18 protein-coding genes are annotated in these 16,622 nt (G+C 38.3%); 14 read left to right on the top strand and 4 right to left on the bottom strand.

Features of this window, described 5'->3' with window-relative positions:
* Positions 1-18 precede the first annotated feature (18 nt).
* From O0V13_RS10695 to O0V13_RS10685, 3 genes are all read left to right on the top strand, one after another.
* Positions 19-441 carry a BrxA/BrxB family bacilliredoxin gene (locus O0V13_RS10695; RefSeq protein WP_268034957.1) on the top strand — a complete coding sequence of 141 codons (423 nt, stop codon included), beginning with the start codon at positions 19-21 and terminating at the stop codon, positions 439-441.
* Positions 442-696: 255 nt separating this feature from the next.
* Positions 697-1,983 carry a citrate synthase gene (locus tag O0V13_RS10690; protein WP_268034956.1) on the top strand — a complete coding sequence of 429 codons (1,287 nt, stop codon included), beginning with the start codon at positions 697-699 and terminating at the stop codon, positions 1,981-1,983.
* A gap of 121 nt (positions 1,984-2,104) precedes the next feature.
* Positions 2,105-2,365, top strand: coding sequence for an acyl-CoA-binding protein (locus O0V13_RS10685; RefSeq protein ID WP_268034955.1), 261 nt, complete (start codon positions 2,105-2,107; stop codon positions 2,363-2,365).
* 17 nt (positions 2,366-2,382) lie between these two features.
* On the opposite strand, the gene O0V13_RS10680 is transcribed toward O0V13_RS10685, so the two are convergent.
* Both O0V13_RS10680 and O0V13_RS10675 read right to left on the bottom strand, forming a co-directional pair.
* Positions 2,383-3,378 carry a bile acid:sodium symporter family protein gene (locus O0V13_RS10680; RefSeq protein WP_326492716.1) on the bottom strand — a complete coding sequence of 332 codons (996 nt, stop codon included), beginning with the start codon at positions 3,376-3,378 and terminating at the stop codon, positions 2,383-2,385.
* A 2-nt stretch (positions 3,379-3,380) separates the two neighbouring features.
* Positions 3,381-4,127 carry a TrmH family RNA methyltransferase gene (locus O0V13_RS10675; RefSeq protein WP_268034954.1) on the bottom strand — a complete coding sequence of 249 codons (747 nt, stop codon included), beginning with the start codon at positions 4,125-4,127 and terminating at the stop codon, positions 3,381-3,383.
* A 49-nt stretch (positions 4,128-4,176) separates the two neighbouring features.
* Between O0V13_RS10675 and tamL the strand changes: the two genes are divergently transcribed.
* From tamL to O0V13_RS10645, 6 genes are read left to right on the top strand one after another with little or no spacing between them, the layout of a single operon-like run.
* Positions 4,177-6,573: a translocation and assembly module lipoprotein TamL gene (gene tamL, locus O0V13_RS10670; protein WP_268034953.1), complete on the top strand. Its 2,397-nt coding sequence runs from the start codon at positions 4,177-4,179 to the stop codon at positions 6,571-6,573.
* A gap of 4 nt (positions 6,574-6,577) precedes the next feature.
* A complete protein-coding gene (hemF, locus tag O0V13_RS10665) occupies positions 6,578-7,489 on the top strand; it encodes an oxygen-dependent coproporphyrinogen oxidase (RefSeq protein WP_268034952.1) in 912 nt (303 codons plus the stop codon).
* Positions 7,486-8,061, top strand: a complete 576-nt coding sequence (locus tag O0V13_RS10660; RefSeq protein WP_268034951.1) for a phosphatase PAP2 family protein — start codon at positions 7,486-7,488, stop codon at positions 8,059-8,061. Before hemF ends, O0V13_RS10660 begins: the two co-directional genes overlap by 4 nt.
* Positions 8,062-8,068: 7 nt before the next feature.
* Positions 8,069-8,647, top strand: a complete 579-nt coding sequence (locus O0V13_RS10655) for a Crp/Fnr family transcriptional regulator (RefSeq protein ID WP_268034950.1) — start codon at positions 8,069-8,071, stop codon at positions 8,645-8,647.
* A 52-nt stretch (positions 8,648-8,699) separates the two neighbouring features.
* The gene (locus tag O0V13_RS10650) at positions 8,700-9,920 is read left to right on the top strand and encodes an MFS transporter (RefSeq protein ID WP_268034949.1); all 1,221 of its coding nucleotides are present in this window, start codon (positions 8,700-8,702) and stop codon (positions 9,918-9,920) included.
* 33 nt (positions 9,921-9,953) lie between these two features.
* Positions 9,954-10,151 carry a hypothetical protein gene (locus tag O0V13_RS10645; protein ID WP_268034948.1) on the top strand — a complete coding sequence of 66 codons (198 nt, stop codon included), beginning with the start codon at positions 9,954-9,956 and terminating at the stop codon, positions 10,149-10,151.
* Between the two features lie 38 nt (positions 10,152-10,189).
* On the opposite strand, the gene O0V13_RS10640 is transcribed toward O0V13_RS10645, so the two are convergent.
* On the bottom strand, positions 10,190-11,560 hold the full coding sequence (locus tag O0V13_RS10640; protein ID WP_268034947.1) for a transglutaminase-like domain-containing protein: 1,371 nt from the start codon (positions 11,558-11,560) through the stop codon (positions 10,190-10,192).
* A 44-nt stretch (positions 11,561-11,604) separates the two neighbouring features.
* Positions 11,605-13,005 (bottom strand): sugar porter family MFS transporter, encoded by a 1,401-nt coding sequence (locus O0V13_RS10635; protein ID WP_268034946.1) that lies wholly within the window; start codon positions 13,003-13,005, stop codon positions 11,605-11,607.
* 168 nt (positions 13,006-13,173) lie between these two features.
* On the opposite strand from O0V13_RS10635, the gene O0V13_RS10630 reads away from it, so the two are divergent.
* The 5 genes from O0V13_RS10630 (at position 13,174) to O0V13_RS10610 (ending at position 16,582) form a co-directional block, all read left to right on the top strand.
* A complete protein-coding gene (locus O0V13_RS10630) occupies positions 13,174-13,506 on the top strand; it encodes an ArsR/SmtB family transcription factor (RefSeq protein ID WP_268034945.1) in 333 nt (110 codons plus the stop codon).
* Positions 13,507-13,545: 39 nt separating this feature from the next.
* Positions 13,546-14,022 carry a DUF6428 family protein gene (locus tag O0V13_RS10625; protein ID WP_268034944.1) on the top strand — a complete coding sequence of 159 codons (477 nt, stop codon included), beginning with the start codon at positions 13,546-13,548 and terminating at the stop codon, positions 14,020-14,022.
* A 10-nt stretch (positions 14,023-14,032) separates the two neighbouring features.
* Entirely contained in the window at positions 14,033-14,668 is a 636-nt protein-coding gene (locus tag O0V13_RS10620) for a protein-tyrosine-phosphatase (RefSeq protein ID WP_268034943.1), read from the top strand.
* An 8-nt stretch (positions 14,669-14,676) separates the two neighbouring features.
* Entirely contained in the window at positions 14,677-15,264 is a 588-nt protein-coding gene (locus O0V13_RS10615; protein WP_326492718.1) for an outer membrane protein, read from the top strand.
* Positions 15,265-15,370: 106 nt separating this feature from the next.
* Positions 15,371-16,582 carry a porin gene (locus O0V13_RS10610; RefSeq protein WP_268034942.1) on the top strand — a complete coding sequence of 404 codons (1,212 nt, stop codon included), beginning with the start codon at positions 15,371-15,373 and terminating at the stop codon, positions 16,580-16,582.
* Positions 16,583-16,622 lie beyond the last annotated feature (40 nt).

Raw genomic sequence — 16,622 nt, 5'->3', positions numbered from 1 at the left:
AATTAAAAATCAAATAATATGTACCCTGAAGAACTAATTGCTCCAATGAGAGCAGAACTTTCCGATAAAGGATTTGAAGAGTTTAGAACAGCAGAGCAAGTTGCTGAGCATTTAGGTCCAGATCATAAAGGAACCACCTTTGTGGTAGTGAACTCTGTGTGTGGATGTGCTGCAGGTGCTGCTCGTCCTGGAGTTACTTACGCTCTAGAGGCTTCTGATAAAAAACCAACTACTTTGGCTACTGTATTTGCAGGTAATGACCGTGAGGCAGTTGCTAAATTCAGAGAATTGGTTCTTCCTTACCCTCCATCTTCTCCAGCAATGGCATTGTTCAAAGATGGTGAATTGGTTCACTTCATTGAGCGTCACCATATCGAAGGAAGAAATGCTAAAATGATTGGAGATCACTTGGTTGAGGTTTTCGAGCATTTCTGTGACTAAAATCAAAATCAGCCCTTCGGGGCTTTTTTTCATGAATATTTTGAAAAAAAATAGATTTTCAGGATTTCCTTTTATAAAATCTTAGTCCTCAGATAATCTATTTAGGATTTTCAGGATATTTGCGATTAAAAAATTATTGAACTCGAATTAATATATCACCCGTTGCATAATAAAAACCTTAAAAAATATGGGATTTTATTAACTTAAGGCCATCTTTTAAGGTTTTCTAAAAAACGCAATCCAAATTCTTATAAAATGTCTGATTCCGCCAAGCTGTCCTATAACGGACAAGATTTTGAATTCCCAATTACTGTCGGTACCGAGAATGAAGCTGCAATTGATATTGCAAAGCTGAGAGGCTCAACCGGCTTGATCACCCTTGATCCGGGCTACAAAAACACAGGTTCTACAACCAGTGCTATTACATTTTTGGATGGAGAGGAAGGAATCCTCAGATACAGAGGATACAGAATTGAAGATTTGGCAGAAAAATCAACTTTCATGGAAGTTGCATACTTGTTGATCTATGGCGAATTGCCAACTCAAGCTGAGTATGAATCTTTCACTAAAGAAATCACCCATCATACCTTGGTCCATGAAGATATCAAGAAGATTTTGGATGGTTTCCCTTCCAATGCGCACCCTATGGGCGTATTGTCTTCTTTGATCTGCTCCTTGTCTGCATTCTATCCTAACTCTTTGAATCCTAACAGAAGCAAAGACGAAGTAAATATGAGCATCATCCGTTTGCTGGCAAAGATGCCAACTTTCGCTGCTTGGGCTTACAAAAATGAAATGGGACATCCGGTGAACTACCCAGACAACACCTTGGATTATTGTTCCAATTTCTTGAAAATGATGTTCGCGCTTCCTGCTGAGAAATACGATGTAGATCCGGTTGTTGCAAAAGCATTGGACAAATTGCTAATACTTCATGCTGATCACGAGCAAAACTGCTCTACCTCAACCGTAAGAATCGTTGGTTCTTCTCAAGCTACCATTTACGCTTCCATTTCTGCAGGTATCAATGCCCTTTGGGGACCATTGCACGGTGGTGCTAACCAGTCTGTAATCGAGATGCTAGAGGCCATTAAGGCAGATGGTGGAGATGCGAAGAAGTACTTAGACAAAGCTAAAGACAAAAACGATCCTTTCAGATTGATGGGCTTTGGACACAGAGTTTATAAAAACTTCGATCCAAGAGCTAAGATCATCAAGAAAGCTGCTGATGATGTATTGGAAAAATTGGGTGTTAACGATCCTGTTTTGGAAATCGCCAAAGAATTGGAATACGCGGCACTTCATGATCAGTACTTCGTAGACAGAAAACTTTATCCAAACGTAGATTTCTATTCTGGTATCATCTACAGAGCACTTGGTATCCCTACCGATATGTTCACTGTCATGTTTGCCCTAGGCCGTCTACCGGGCTGGATTGCTCAGTGGAAAGAAATGAGAGAAAATGGCGAGCCTATCGGGCGTCCTCGTCAGGTTTATGTAGGTGCAAATGAGCGTGACTACGTTTCTATGAACAAGCGATAAACCTCCATAAAATAATTTGAAGCCAACCTCTTAAAAGGTTGGCTTTTTTTATACCCAAAATGTTATGTTTTTCAATTTTTGAATTCATATTTGGAAACTAGAAATCATAATTTGAGTTTACATGGAAATCATCAACCTTGAAGAGGCTGCAGCATTGACTAAGAAATTTACAAGCCGACCTTCCAACGAGGAATTATTGAAGTTATATGGTCTTTACAAACAAGCTACAGAAGGTGACAATGAAACCGAAAGACCAGGAGGCTTTGATTTTAAGGCTGCCGCAAAATACAATTCATGGCTCAATTTCAAGGGGAAAAGTAAAAATGAAGCCACTGAGGAATATATTTCATTTGTAGAGGAACTTTCGTCCAAATACATGTAATTCTGAATCAAAACATATCAGGAGGCTTCAGTTTTCCTTGAAAAATATTGAGCTATAGCAGAACCAATGATCAACTGTTGAATGTGATAAAGCATCACGGGAAGTAATACTAAACCTAATAGTGCAGGGTCTGGGAATAGTATTTTACCAATTACTACTCCATGGACCAGAGACTTTTTAGACCCGCAAAAAAGCGCAGTAATTCGATCTTTTAGAGTAAACCCAAGGACATTTGAAAATATCCAAATTAGGGTCCATATAAACAAAAACAATGAAAGCATAATGAAAGCTACTTGAATCAGTGTTTCAGTTTTATACGGGGCAAAAACTCCTTGAGAAAAGGAATCAGAAAATGCTGTAAAAACAATCATCATAATCACTGTTTGGTCAACATATTTCAATTTTTTGAGGTGGTTTTCAATCAAAGGAAAAAATTTTCCATGGAGTAAAACTCCTAAGCATACCGGAAGAATTACCTTGAAAGTCAATTCCAAAATCGTTGGCATCATGTCAATCTCCATTCCGCCGGTACTTTCTCCCAAAATGCCCATCCATATTGGAGTAATGAATACGCCCAATAAGCTAGAAATACTTGCATTGAATATAGCCGACGGCATATTTCCGCCAGCAATCGAAACCATCACGACAGATGCACTTACAGTAGACGGCAAAGCTGATAGGTAGGTAATACCTAACTTAAAATCATCATCGATCCATGGGATCAATTGAAGTAAGAAAAAAACAACCACTGGAAAAATGATAAATGTGATACTTTGTATCAAAACATGCAATTTCCAATTGGCCAATCCTTCTCTTAATTGCATGGGATTTAGCTTAACCCCATAGAAGAAAAACACCAAAGCAATACCAACATTGATGATTGACTTCCATGGAAACCCACTCTCTGTAGAACCGATGGTGGGAAATAACCACGCTAAAAAAATAGCTCCAAAAAGCCCCAACAAAAACCCGTTGATACCGACCTTTTGAAGTAACTGAATAAGATTCTTCACAATTATGAAATAAGTCGTTTGAAATTGTCACAAAGGACAGCTGTAGCGATTGCAACATTCAGTGATTCTGCAGAACCAAAAGCTGGAATAGTGATTTTTTGTGTAACCAATTCCTCCACTTCCTGAGAAATTCCCTTTGATTCATTCCCCATCAAAATTACTCCAGGTTCCACTTTGGATAATTTATGAATATTCTCCCCCTCTAAAAAAGCACCATAGACAGGCAGATTCCAGCTCTTAAGTAATTCTTTCAAATCCGCATAGAAAAATTCAACTCGAGTAAATGACCCCATGGTTGATTGGATCACCTTAGGATTATAAAAATCAGCTGTTTGAAGAGATAAAGCAAGCTTTTTAATGCCATACCAATCCGCAATCCTGATGATTGTCCCAAGATTCCCAGGGTCTCTCACATCGTCCAATGCCAAAATCAATTCTTCATTTTTAGGCAAAAACTCTTGAATGTCTTTCATCCGCACTACTGCTAATGCCGAGTCATTACTTTGGTATTGACCTAATGATTCTAACTGTTTTTGAGTGGCTGGAATAACTTCTAGCTCAGATTTGGAAATGAGGGTATGATTATTGTCCAAAAAACTATCCGTAGCAATCAATAAATCCGTTTTAAAATCCGATGAAAGGACCTCCACGACACTCTTTTCACCTTCCACAAAGAACTTTCTGTGCTCAGATCTGTATTTCTTTTGATGTAAGGATTTTATAAACTTAACTGTATTTTTGCTAAGCATTCCGTTTGATTCTCCCAATTTGAAATTATCCAAATATATACTTTTTCTTTTGCTGCTAGGGTTATGTCTAGGCTGTTCCCTGACCAAAAACCTATCAGAAGGCGAATATGTCGTTTTTGATGCAGAAATTGAAGGATCTGATAAATCTAATGAGGAGGCATTGGCTAATCTCAACCAATTAGAACCTAACTTCAGAATACCTCTTTTAAATGTCTCTCCTGGTGTTACAATTTATAGGATTGGTAATGCGTTTTATGACAAAGAGAAAATCACAAATAAAAAAGAAAGTGCTGAAGAAGAACTGAATCAAATCACCAACCAATTAGACAGCATTCCCGAAGACAGAAAACTTCAAAAAAGGCAAGACAAGCTACAATCAAAAATTGAAGGATATTCTAAAAAAGAAGAATACGGAAATGGATTAATGAGAACTGGTAACCCTGTGACTAAATTGGATAGCAGCTTGATAGAGGCTTCTGAAAAAAACATGGCAGGATACCTTATGAATAATAGTTTTTTTGATTCAAAAACGAATTATTCAGTCACCACCAAAGGTAAAAAAGCTTATATCACTTATCAATTAACTGAAAACAGTCCATATCTAGTAGATTCAATTTTCACAAAGTCTCAAAATTCAGAAATTCTTAACCTCTTAAAGTCTTCCAAAGATCGATCAAATCTTGCTGTAGGAAAAAGATATGCCCAAGACGATATTATCTCAGAGAGAAACAGAGTAGAAGAACTGTTGAAAAACAATGGTTTTTTTATGTTTTCGAAATCCTATTTGGAATACAATGTCTATCAAGACACTGCCAAAAAAGAAGTCCAAATTGAGCAATTGATTCGTCAACCCACATTTGCCGAAAAACATGAAGTTTATTCGATTGACTCTATTAATTTCAGAATCAACCCTCCTTCTGATGAATTTGCAGATGCCCAAGTAAAGGGCGAATTCAATGATATAGATTTCAGTTTTTATCGAGATAGATACTCTGAGCGAATTCTTGCCTCTAGGGTTTTATTCAACAAAGGTGACAAATACAGCAGGTCATCTGTTATAGAAAGTCAAAGACAATTGAGCAATTTGGACCTCTTCCGGTTTGTAAACATTACATTCGACACTTTAGGCACCTCTCTTACCGCAAATATATTTACACAACCTGCACAAAAGTACCAGTTGACAAACCAACTAGGTTTAAGTGTCACGGAACAATTACCAGGACCATTTTTCAGTACCTCACTTAGAAATCGGAATTTCTTTAGAGCTGGGGAAATTTTAGAATTCAATTTTAGAGCAGGACTAGAAGGTGTGGCTTCAGCAACCAACCAAGGTGTTTATCAAAGTAAAGAACTCGGAGTTTCAGCTTCCATAATCTTCCCAAGATTCTTGATTCCATTTGCTCCAAGAACACTAGAAAAATACGGTAGATACAACCCTAATACGAGGACACAAATCGGTTACAACTATACAAACAGGCCTGAATACACCCGAAAAGGGATCAATGCTTTACTATCTTATAACTGGGCCACTACAAATAATCGACAGCAGTTTACAGTCAATGTAGCTGACATCAATTATATCCGAACACCAAAAATAACCCAAGAATTCTACGATGTATTAGAAGAGCTTGCAAGTCAGGGCAACAATTTGAAATGGTCTTTCCTGCCATCTTTTGTTAGTAGCTTTTCTGCCCAATCTATTATTAATTTCAATCAATATGGGAATTGGAAAACAAGACCTTCCTCACTTTTGAAATTATTTGTAGAAAGTGGAGGTACTACTCTAAACTTGTTTAACGTGCCTAACAACAATGATGTCGAAAATATTGATTTCGCCAATTTCCAATGGTTGAAGTTTCAGGCAGATTTCAGAAGATATTATCCTATTGACCAAAAACAGACATTTGCATACCGATTCAATTTTGGAATCGCCCAGCCATATGGAGTCAGTGCGGGTATTCTTCCTTATGAAAAATACTTCTTTGCAGGTGGTGGAACAAGCATTCGTGCATGGCAGGCAAGACGATTGGGACCTGGAAGTTTTTATCCTCAAATCGGTTCAGGAGGAAGATACGATTACAATTTCGAACAGCCTGGAGAAATGATCATTGAGTCAATGTTCGAATATCGCCGTAACTTGTATGGGTATTTCGATATGGCCTTATTCGTCGATCTAGGGAACTCCTGGGTGATAGGAGCTGATCTCAGTAGGCCAGGAGCAGATTTTAGATTTGATAGATTCTACAAAGAATTCGCTGTGGGAACAGGCTTAGGACTCAGGATGGATTTTGACTTCCTGATTATCCGTCTTGATTTAGCAACAAAAGCAATTGATCCATCCGAACCTGAAGGTGAAAGATGGGTACTGGATAACATTAATTTTAAAAGACCATTTGGACTCAAAGGCCAGACGGTTCTCAATTTTGGGATAGGATATCCTTTCTAAGAAAATGAGCAGAAAAAGCAAAGAAGAAATAGCAGAGATTTACAAAGGCATTCAAGATCACATCACCAGTGAACTTGAGAAACATGACGGGCAGGGAAAGTTTCGTGAAGATGCATGGCAAAGAACTGGAGGAGGTGGTGGTAGAACCCGAATTTTTGAAGATGGAAAAATCATTGAAAAAGGTGGGGTTGCATTTTCTGCAGTCCATGGTCCTACTCCTGATAAGATTCTAAAAAAATTAGGACTCGAAAAAGCAGAATTCTTCGCAACGGGGGTATCAATCGTTCTTCACCCCAAAAGCCCCATGGTTCCCATTATCCACATGAATATCCGTTATTTTGAGATGGATAATGGAACCCATTGGTTTGGAGGAGGCATTGACCTGACCCCACATTATATCGTTCAGGAGGATGCCCGATACTTTCATCATGAAGTCAAAAAAGTCTGCGACCAATTCGATTTAGATTATTATCCAAAATTTAAAAATTGGGCTGATGATTACTTCTTTGTGAAACATAGAAATGAGACAAGGGGAATTGGCGGTATTTTCTACGACAGGCTAAGTGCGGAATCAGATGAGCATTTCGAGAAAATCCTTCAATTCAGTTTAGCAATTGGGAGATTATTCCCGGATGTATATGGCTATTTTATGAAGAAAAACTCTGAAATTCCTTTTGGAGAGAACGAAAAAGCATGGCAAAACCTAAGGAGAGGACGATATGTGGAATTCAATTTGGTTTGGGATGCCGGTACTAAGTTTGGCTTGGATACTAATGGTAGAACAGAAAGCATCTTGATGAGTATGCCTCCAGTTGCAGAATGGACTTACATGCATGAACCTCAAGCAGGAAGTCAGGAGGAATTCACTCTTCAAAATCTAAAAAAAGGCATTGATTGGCTTAATTTTCATCCATGATAGAAATCTTCAAACTTTGGGATGAGGAACTCTTCCTCTGGTTGAATTCCTTTCATTTAGATTGGTTGGATCCAATTATGTTTCAGGCAACAGAGACTATCACCTGGTTTCCTCTCTATGCTTTTTTGATATATAAAATTTATAAAATTGACCCTAAGAACAGCTGGTGGGTATTTGGTGGTGTTGCTATGACTATTTTAATCTCAGATCAAGTAACTTCGGGGATTATGAAACCATTTTTTGAAAGACTTCGCCCCTGCCATGATGATAGATGGGAAGGAGTTATTCACAATTATGGCAGATGTGGTGGTCTATATGGATTTGTTTCATCCCATGCCGCTAACACTTTTGGTTTGGCTGTTTTCTTAAACCGAAAGCTCAAAGGAAAAATCAAAGGCCTCGGATGGCTATATCTATATGCGGCTTTTGTAAGCTATACCCGTGTCTATTTAGGTGTCCATTATCCCTTTGATATAATTTTAGGAGCAGCAGTAGGAACAGCCGCTGCCTGGTTGAGTTGGTTTTTGATCGTCATTGTCAAAAGAGAAATATTGAAAAAAGTTCTCAAATAAATAAGATATGGATAAGTTTTTGGATTCATTTTTCTCGTACCTGGAAGACATCCAAAATCTCAGCAATCCCTCAAAAGAAAAGCTATCAAACTTATGCTCTAGAGTAAGACTCAATAAAAATGAAAGGCTCCAAGAAATTGGCAGAACATGCAAAACCATCTATTTCGTTGAGGAGGGAGCTGCGAGGATTTTTTATTACAAAGACGGCATCGAAATCACAGAGTATTTTGCGTTTGAAAAAGATTTAATCATTCGTGCTGAATCCCTTTTTTACAATCAACCCAGTAAAAAGGGAATCACCTGTATGGAAGACACAAATTTCATTGCGATTCCCTCTCAACCTCTTTTTGAACTCTTTAATCAGCATCACGATTTGGAAAGGCTTTTTAGAAAACTAATTCAGAATGCTTATGTGGAGACTGTTAGAAGAATAGAAATGATCCAGTTTCATACAGCTGAAGAAAGATACCTATCCCTTTTACAAAACAATCCCCAAGTTATCCAAAAGGTCCCTTTAAAGTTCATTGCATCCTATCTGGGAATCACACAAGTTAGCCTTAGCCGAATTAGGAGCACTCTTGCTTAATTATTTAACATTTGTAAAAAGAAAGTAAATAGCAATAGCGGAATTTCGCATCATGAATTCCGCACAAATCCAACCAAAATTAGGGCTTAAAGAAAATTGGAGACAATTCTTTCTTTTAGTCATGATCAATGGATTTGTTGGGGCTATGGTGGGGTTAGAGAGGTCAATTTTCCCAAAATTCGCAAATGAAATTTTTGGAATCACCACCGAGTCTGCAATTCTTTCTTTTATAGCCATTTTCGGTATCACGAAGGCAATTAGCAATTATTTTGCGGGGAAACTGGCCGACAAAATCGGAAGAAAAAACCTCCTCTCTTTGGGTTGGGTACTGGCTATCCCAATCCCTCTCATTTTGGGGTTTACAAATTCATGGCTTCTGGTACTTTTCAGCAATGCGCTATTAGGAATCAGTCAAGGATTATCTTGGAGTAGTACAGTAGTTATGAAAATAGATTTAGTGGGACAAAAGGAAAGAGGACTTGCTATGGGGTTCAATGAATTCGCAGGTTATCTAGCCATTGGCATCACTGCTTATTTGACTGCTTTTGTAGCGGAGCAATTCGGAATCCGTCCTTTCCCTTTTTTAATCGGAGTGGGTATTTCAGCGATCGGTTTATTTCTATCAGTTTTTTTTGTAAAAGACACCTATGAGCATGTCAAAACCGAGTCAAACCTTGAAAAAAATGAAAATCAAGAATCTCTATTTTTGAAAACAACATGGAAGGATAAATCACTCTCCTCCATTACTCAAGCGGGATTGGTAAACAATCTGAATGATGGAATGATCTGGGGACTTTTCCCAGTATTATTGACCAATCTTGGATTTGGAATGAAAGAAATCGGGTCATTGGTTGCAGTGTACCCTATGATATGGGGTATTGGACAATTGGGTACTGGGAAATTGGCAGATATTTTTCCCAAAAAAGGAATAATTGTTTTGGGAATGCTCGTGCAGGGATTTTCAATTATTTCATTTCCTTTTGCTACTACCAAACTTGATTTCATCAACCTAAACATAGTCCTAGGAATTGGCACAGCCCTAGTCTACCCTACCTTCCTAGCTGGTATTGCCTCATTTTCTCTTCCGAATCAAAGAGCAGAAACAATTGGAATATTTCGGCTTTGGAGAGATTTGGGATATGCATTTGGTGCTTTTTTTTCTGGGATAATTGCCGACCAATTAGGGATTGAAACAAGTATTATTACAATCGGAATCCTAACCATCTTATCAGGACTGATAGTTCAAGCAAGAATGCCAAGTGAAAATAAATAATTTTAACTTTAACAAAATCCAAATACAGACCTTATGAAAAAATTTAAATCAATTCTGTCCTTAACACTTGCACTAACTTTTTTTTCCACAATTGGTTTGACTTCCTGTGGGGGTAAAAAAGACAAAGCATCAGAAAATACCGAAGAGGTAAATGAACACCCTTCAGATAATTCTGAGCATCCAACAGAACACCCAACTAGTGGAGATAGTACAGAACATCCATCAAATTAAATCCCTTTATCTAGGTGCGTGAAATCGCACCTTTTTTTTTAACTTTTAATTCTTGTAAAGCTAAACTTGGAGGGAGCCTTGACTTCTTTTCCTCCTACCTCCAAATAGGGAAATGCAATAAAATTAATGGGACCGGAATCAGGCATCGGATCAACCATTAAGTCTCTTCCTTTGCTCAACTCTACTCTATTGGCAGGGTGTCTCCCAAAATAATAAGTTGCCAAAGCTGTGTATTTGTTAGCTTCAGAGATATCGATTGGCCACCATTTGCCATCCGCATAAAATTCCGCCCAACAATGATAGCCATCTATGCCTCCTTCATCTCTATCGGAGGGGATTGAGGCTCCTATAGCAAATCTGGCAGGTATCCCTACTGACCTAGCCAAGGAAATAAAAAAGGAATGGAACTCGGAACAATTTCCAGTTTTAGAATCACAGGCATAGTTAGAATCTCCATTTCCATAATCTCCATATTTCTGATAGCTCATGGATTCTATGACATAATCATACAGAGCTCTTGCTTGGATAAGATTAGACTCTTGAAGCTTTGGACCCAAAACCTCTTTGGCAATTTCCTCAAACCTCCCACCGGTAGGCATCAGTCGGTTACTTGCTAAATATACTTCAGAATCTGGTTCAGGACTAGCATAAGGCCCTTTTTCTTTTCTTGAAACTTTATAGGTCAATTCAATAGATTGACCACTATCCTCTTTCCTCAATTCAAAAAATCTAAACTTATTTCCAAATGTCTTCTCTTCTACAATTTCAGATTTTAATTCAGTTTCAATTTTTATAAGTTCTATTTGCTGAAACGGATCTGATTCTGGAATTGGAATCCACATCTTTCCATTTGAGTCAATGTCAGGAATTTGAACAGAATAATAAAATTCAAAATTATCACTTCCCTCCACTACTCCCAGTAAACTATTGTTAGATTGTTCCAAAGGCACCCTAAACCATGTTTTATCTTCTTTTTGCTTCCATGAGTAGAACGGCTTACCATTTAATTTATGAACGGTGGTTTGAGTAACATTCATAGCTCCAGGCTCACCCTCCATAAAAAAATCCACATCAAAGACCTCACCTGAAACATCCACCAAATCCACACAAGCAAAGTGACTATCAGGACCCAGATTAGATAGATATTCGGTATGAACTCTGACTAGCTTCATTTTCAGGTCATGGTTTTCATCTTTCACAGGAAAGTACCCATTATTCTCCTCTGTTTTTTTTGCGATGAAGTCCTTGATCCCTATTTCTATTTCGGCAATCGTCACTCTTTCCCCAGAAGAATTTATTGAAAGTTCCTCTTCGAAATTTGTTTTCCCCGGAGTAGAGCAAGCTGTCCAAACAGCCAATAGACCTAAAGCAAAAATGATTTTTCTATAGTACTGTTTCCATTTAATCATCCTCAAAAATAAGAATGACTATTGATAAAATCGAATACAATTAATCAGGAAAGTTCTTGATCCAACTCTTCGAGAGACTTTCCTTTAGTTTCAGGCAGAACTTTCCACAAAACCAGAAATCCAAAGGCACAAATTGCTCCGTAAAGCCAAAAGTTATTGGCCCATCCCAAGTTTTCCTTTATGGCAGGAAAAAAATAAGTCAGGGTGAAATTTCCGACCCAGTGGGCCAAAGCTCCTATCGAAATTGCGGCTCCTCTGACTCTGGTGGGAAAGATCTCAGAGAGTAAAACCCACAGCAAAGGGGCTAGCGAAATACTGTAAAACATCACATTGGCCAAAACTAAAACTACTACCGTAGCTCCTCCCAAGTCAGCGTAAAATGAATAGCCGATTCCTCCGTACAAAAGCGCCATTGCACCCAAACACCAAAGCATAATGGACTTACGTCCATATTTATCTACCGTAGCCAGGGTCACAAAAACAGAAGCAACCATTACTCCTCCTATCACCACTATATTGAGCATCATCTGCTTCAGCGTAAATCCAGCAGCCTGGAAAATATCAGCAGCATAATAGATCACGACATTAATCCCACTCCATTGCTGAAGGAAAGCCAAGAATATCCCCAAAGCCAAGAGCCTCAAAATTTTCGGGTGAAACAAAGCCTTCAAGTCCACCTGAGATTCATCCCCCTTAGATAAAATTGCTTTAGTTTCCTGAATGCAGTCATGCGCATATTCCTCACCTCCCATTTTTATCAAAATTTTCCTCGCCTCTTTCACTTGGCCATTTTTTATAAGCCAACGGGTACTCTCTGGAACAAAAAACAAAAGGATAAAAAACAAAGCTGCGGGAATTACCTCAGCTCCAAACATCCACCTCCAACCGACTTGGCCGTTCCAGCTTTGAGCGATTTGGTCAAAGGTGGCTTCATCTGTCAATTGGGTATCTAATAATGAAATTTGCCAATTTACGACTTGAGCTAGCAAAACTCCGATCATGATCAACAACTGGTTGATTGTAACCATTCTTCCTCTTCTTTCTGCTGGAGACATCTCTGAGATATAGAGCGGCGAAAGGTTCAAGGCTATTCCCATGGCGATTCCACCCACGATTCGATAAAAGTTGAACCACCAAAATGTATCTGCCAATGCGGTTCCTATTGCTGAAAGAGAGAATAAGAAACCAGAGAATATTAATAAGCGCTTTCTACCCAACCGATCACTTAGGAAAATGCAAAGAGTCGCTCCAACCATACAGCCAACCAATGCAGAACTGGTTCCCCAGCCTTGATCTGCAGGGCTCGTGATATTGAAAAAGGGTTCATAAAATGACTTTGCCCCCCCTATCACCACCCAATCGTATCCAAATAAAAATCCCCCAAGAGCAGCAGTGAGGGAAATTAGCCAAATATAAGTTTGATTATATGGATAAGCTTTGGTCATGTTAGGTGGGTTTATTTGAATTTCAAAAAATAAGACAAATTCCCGATCAGGCAATCCTGCCCTACCCCATTTCACCCATTCACCCTTCAATTATTTCCTGAAAAAAATTGGATAAAAAAATAGAAGTTGATTTTATTAATCGTAATATTGCAATATATAATTTTAAAAATGGGAGTCACTCAGTCACATCTATTTACAAAACAGCAAAATGAATTGGCAGCAATGGCCAAGGCAATAGCTCATCCTGCCAGAATTGCTATTCTCCAGCACTTGATTCATTCAAACACTTGCATCAACGGGGATTTGGTACAAGAAATAGGATTGGCACAGGCCACTATCAGCCAACATCTCAGAGAGCTGAAAGAAGCTGGAATAATCCAAGGAACAATCGAAGGCACCAAAGTGAGTTATTGTATCCATCCAGGCAATTGGAAGCAGCTCCAGAGTCTATTTGACGGTTTTTTCAAAACCTTTGAAGGTTGCTGTGATTCCTCCTGTTAAAAAAATTTGAATCAATCCATCGTAAAATACCGATAAATCATGAAACTATCAGAAGCAAAACAAATCCTAGCGCAATCTCAAACCATTCAATTTCTTTTACCAGATGGGAGTTTGGTACCCAGTCATTTCCATGTAACTGAAATCGGACTGATGGACAAGCATTTCATTGATTGCGGTGGAACGGTAAGAAATGAACAAAAAGTGAATTTCCAATTGTATAGCGCCAATGATTACGATCACAGGCTCCATCCTGAGAAATTGATTCATATTATTGAGCTTTCAGAAAAAGCTTTGAATATCCCTGACTTAGAAATAGAAGTTGAATACCAAGGACAAACAATTGGGAAATATGGACTGGGTTACGATGGAAAACAATTTGTCCTTGAAAGCACCAAAACAGATTGCTTAGCCAAAGACCAATGTGGCATTCCTTTAACCAAACCTAAAATTAGACTTTCAGACCTTCAGAAAAGCAGAGATATTTGCTGTGAACCAGCGAGTGGATGCTGCTCTTAACTCAAAATCGATGAACCACAATCATTTCGAAAAACTTCTTGAAACGATACAACAGGCAAAAAAACTTCCAATTTCATCTGAAAGAAAAATGGAATTGGAGGTTTTGGTTGTCTATATTATAGATAAAATCAAACTAGGTAAGACACCTAAGTTAAATTTCATCTGCACTCATAATTCAAGGAGGAGCCAATTTTCCCAAGTTTGGGCTAAAACAGCTGCCTCCACTTTGGGAATAGAAATTCAAACTTTCTCTGGAGGAATTGAGGAAACAGCTTTTAATGAAAGAGCTGTAGCCACTCTAAAACGGCAAGGATTTCTAATTGAGATAAAATCAGAATCACCAAATCCTCATTACTTTATCAGCTTTTCAGAACTGGAACCTTCCATAAAAGCCTTCTCAAAAATCTATAATAAAGCGCCTAACCCAAAAGAAGATTTCGCCACTGTCATGGTTTGTGGCCATGCGGACGAAAATTGCCCGATCATTCCTGGTGCCGAAAAAAGAATTCCACTTCGATACGAGGATCCCAAAAAATTTGATGGAACAAGCCTTGAAACTCTCAAATATGAAGAACGCTCTTTACAAATAGCCTCAGAAATGCTATTTGTTTTTTCAAAAGTTAAAGGTCAAATTGATGATAATTAAAGCCTTAAATATTTTTTAGGTACGCTATCATTTATGAAAAAGCCAATACTATTTATACTTTCTCTTTTTCTATTTTATATAGAACTATTCAAGATGGACTCAGATGGGGACTTGGAGTAGAATATCATATTCCTGATCGTGGAGCAATTGAACTCCAATATTTAAGGCAAGACACGAGTGCTCCAACTGTTTATCAAGACGGAGGGTATTTGAATGGTCAATTGCAACAGACAACTTTTGATATGGGAATCAATTGGATCATGCTCAACGGAACCCGATACTTTCCCATCAATGAAACTGTAGAACCTTTTGCTGGTGCAGGTGTAGGAATGGGAATCTTCAGCGTGGACAATCCAGACAATGGAAACTCCAATTCTGCCACAAAGCTTTCTTGGCAAATTCGGGGAGGATCCAACTTCTGGTTGGCTGACAACATTGTCTTTCGTGTTCAAGCTTCTCTTATCTCTGCAACACAGGCAATTGGAGGGGGACTATATTTTGGTACCGGTGGAGTCGGAGGAGGACTAAGCTCCTACTCATCGCTATATCAATTTGGACTTGAAGGCGGATTGGTATTTAGGATACCAAAGCAGTAAAATTCTAATATTCACCCCTGCTAGTTTAGTAGGGGTATTTTTTTTATTAATTTTGCCAACAAGAGTAGATTTTCTCTAACTCTCTGTACATCCATTCCTGAAATAAATGAAATTCTTATTTTTCAAATCGCCAATTTTCATTTTGGCGGTTGGTCTTTTATTGCTGTTCCCGCAACTTCTTCAAGGACAACAAAAAACAGATAGCACATTAACTACTATCTCCCATAGTTCGAAAGGTTTTGTGTTTGCTACAGCAGATAAAAAGTTTGAGTTACAAATCGCTGCAAGATTACAATTTCGATTTGCAACACCAGACGACCAAAATCCGGTTACTTTCAACGATTTCACCAATCTAAATAGCCGTCTTTTTAAGATTAATCGATCAAGACTCAAAATTGGTGGCCATGCGTATCATCCTTGGTTGAAGTATTATTTTGAGTATGAACTTGGGCAAGGGAACTTATTGGATTTTAGAGTAATGATCGAAAAATGGCCCTGGTTGAAATTTAAATTTGGGCAATGGAAAACTGAGTTTACTAGAGAGAGATTCATCAGTTCTGGGGACCAGCAAATGGTAGACAGATCACTGATTAACAGAGAGTTCACCCTAGATAGACAGCAAGGAATAACAGCTTATGGAAATTTAGTAGGTCATGGAGCCGCCAATTTCAGCTATTGGGTTGCAATATTGACAGGTACAGGGAGAGCCGCCACTTTCAATGATGACAATAAGTTGATGTACTTTGGAAGACTTCAATGGAACTTTTTGGGAAGAGAAGTGCCATTCTCTGGAAGTGATTTAGCAATTTCTGAGAAACCTGCAGGCATTATTGCCTTTGCAGCTGTGACAAATACAAGTCCCTATACTCGTTTTTCACAATCCGGAGGGGGCCAGTTAGTTGGATACGAGCCTGGATCTAATGGTCAATACAAAATTGACCAATACCAATTGGAGACTGCTTTTAATTACAAAGGCTTCTCTTGGGCAAGTGAACTTCACAGAAAATTCATTTTTAACAAGGGAACTAACGAACATACCACTTTAGCCGGATATTATGTTCAAGCCGGATATTTTCCCCATAGAATTATATCTGGAATTTCTGAAAATTTGGAAATAGCAATGAGACTTTCGGAGTACAGACCAGATTTGAATATCAAATCCAACACACAAAAAGAAGTAGCTTTTGCCATAAATTATTTCTTTGAAGGGCACAAAAATAAATTAACCGCCGAAATCACTGAATTTACATTTGAAGACAAAGATCTCCTAAGACAAGATGAAACACGCATTAGGGTACAATGGGATATTTCTTTTTGATAGTTTTCGAATAAAATTTGCTCCTAGAAATTAATTGATA

Source organism: Algoriphagus sp. PAP.12, from assembly GCF_026652115.1.
Classification (GTDB): domain Bacteria; phylum Bacteroidota; class Bacteroidia; order Cytophagales; family Cyclobacteriaceae; genus Algoriphagus.
Note: the sequence above shows the minus strand (reverse complement) of the source record. Positions and strands in the feature narration are given on the sequence as shown.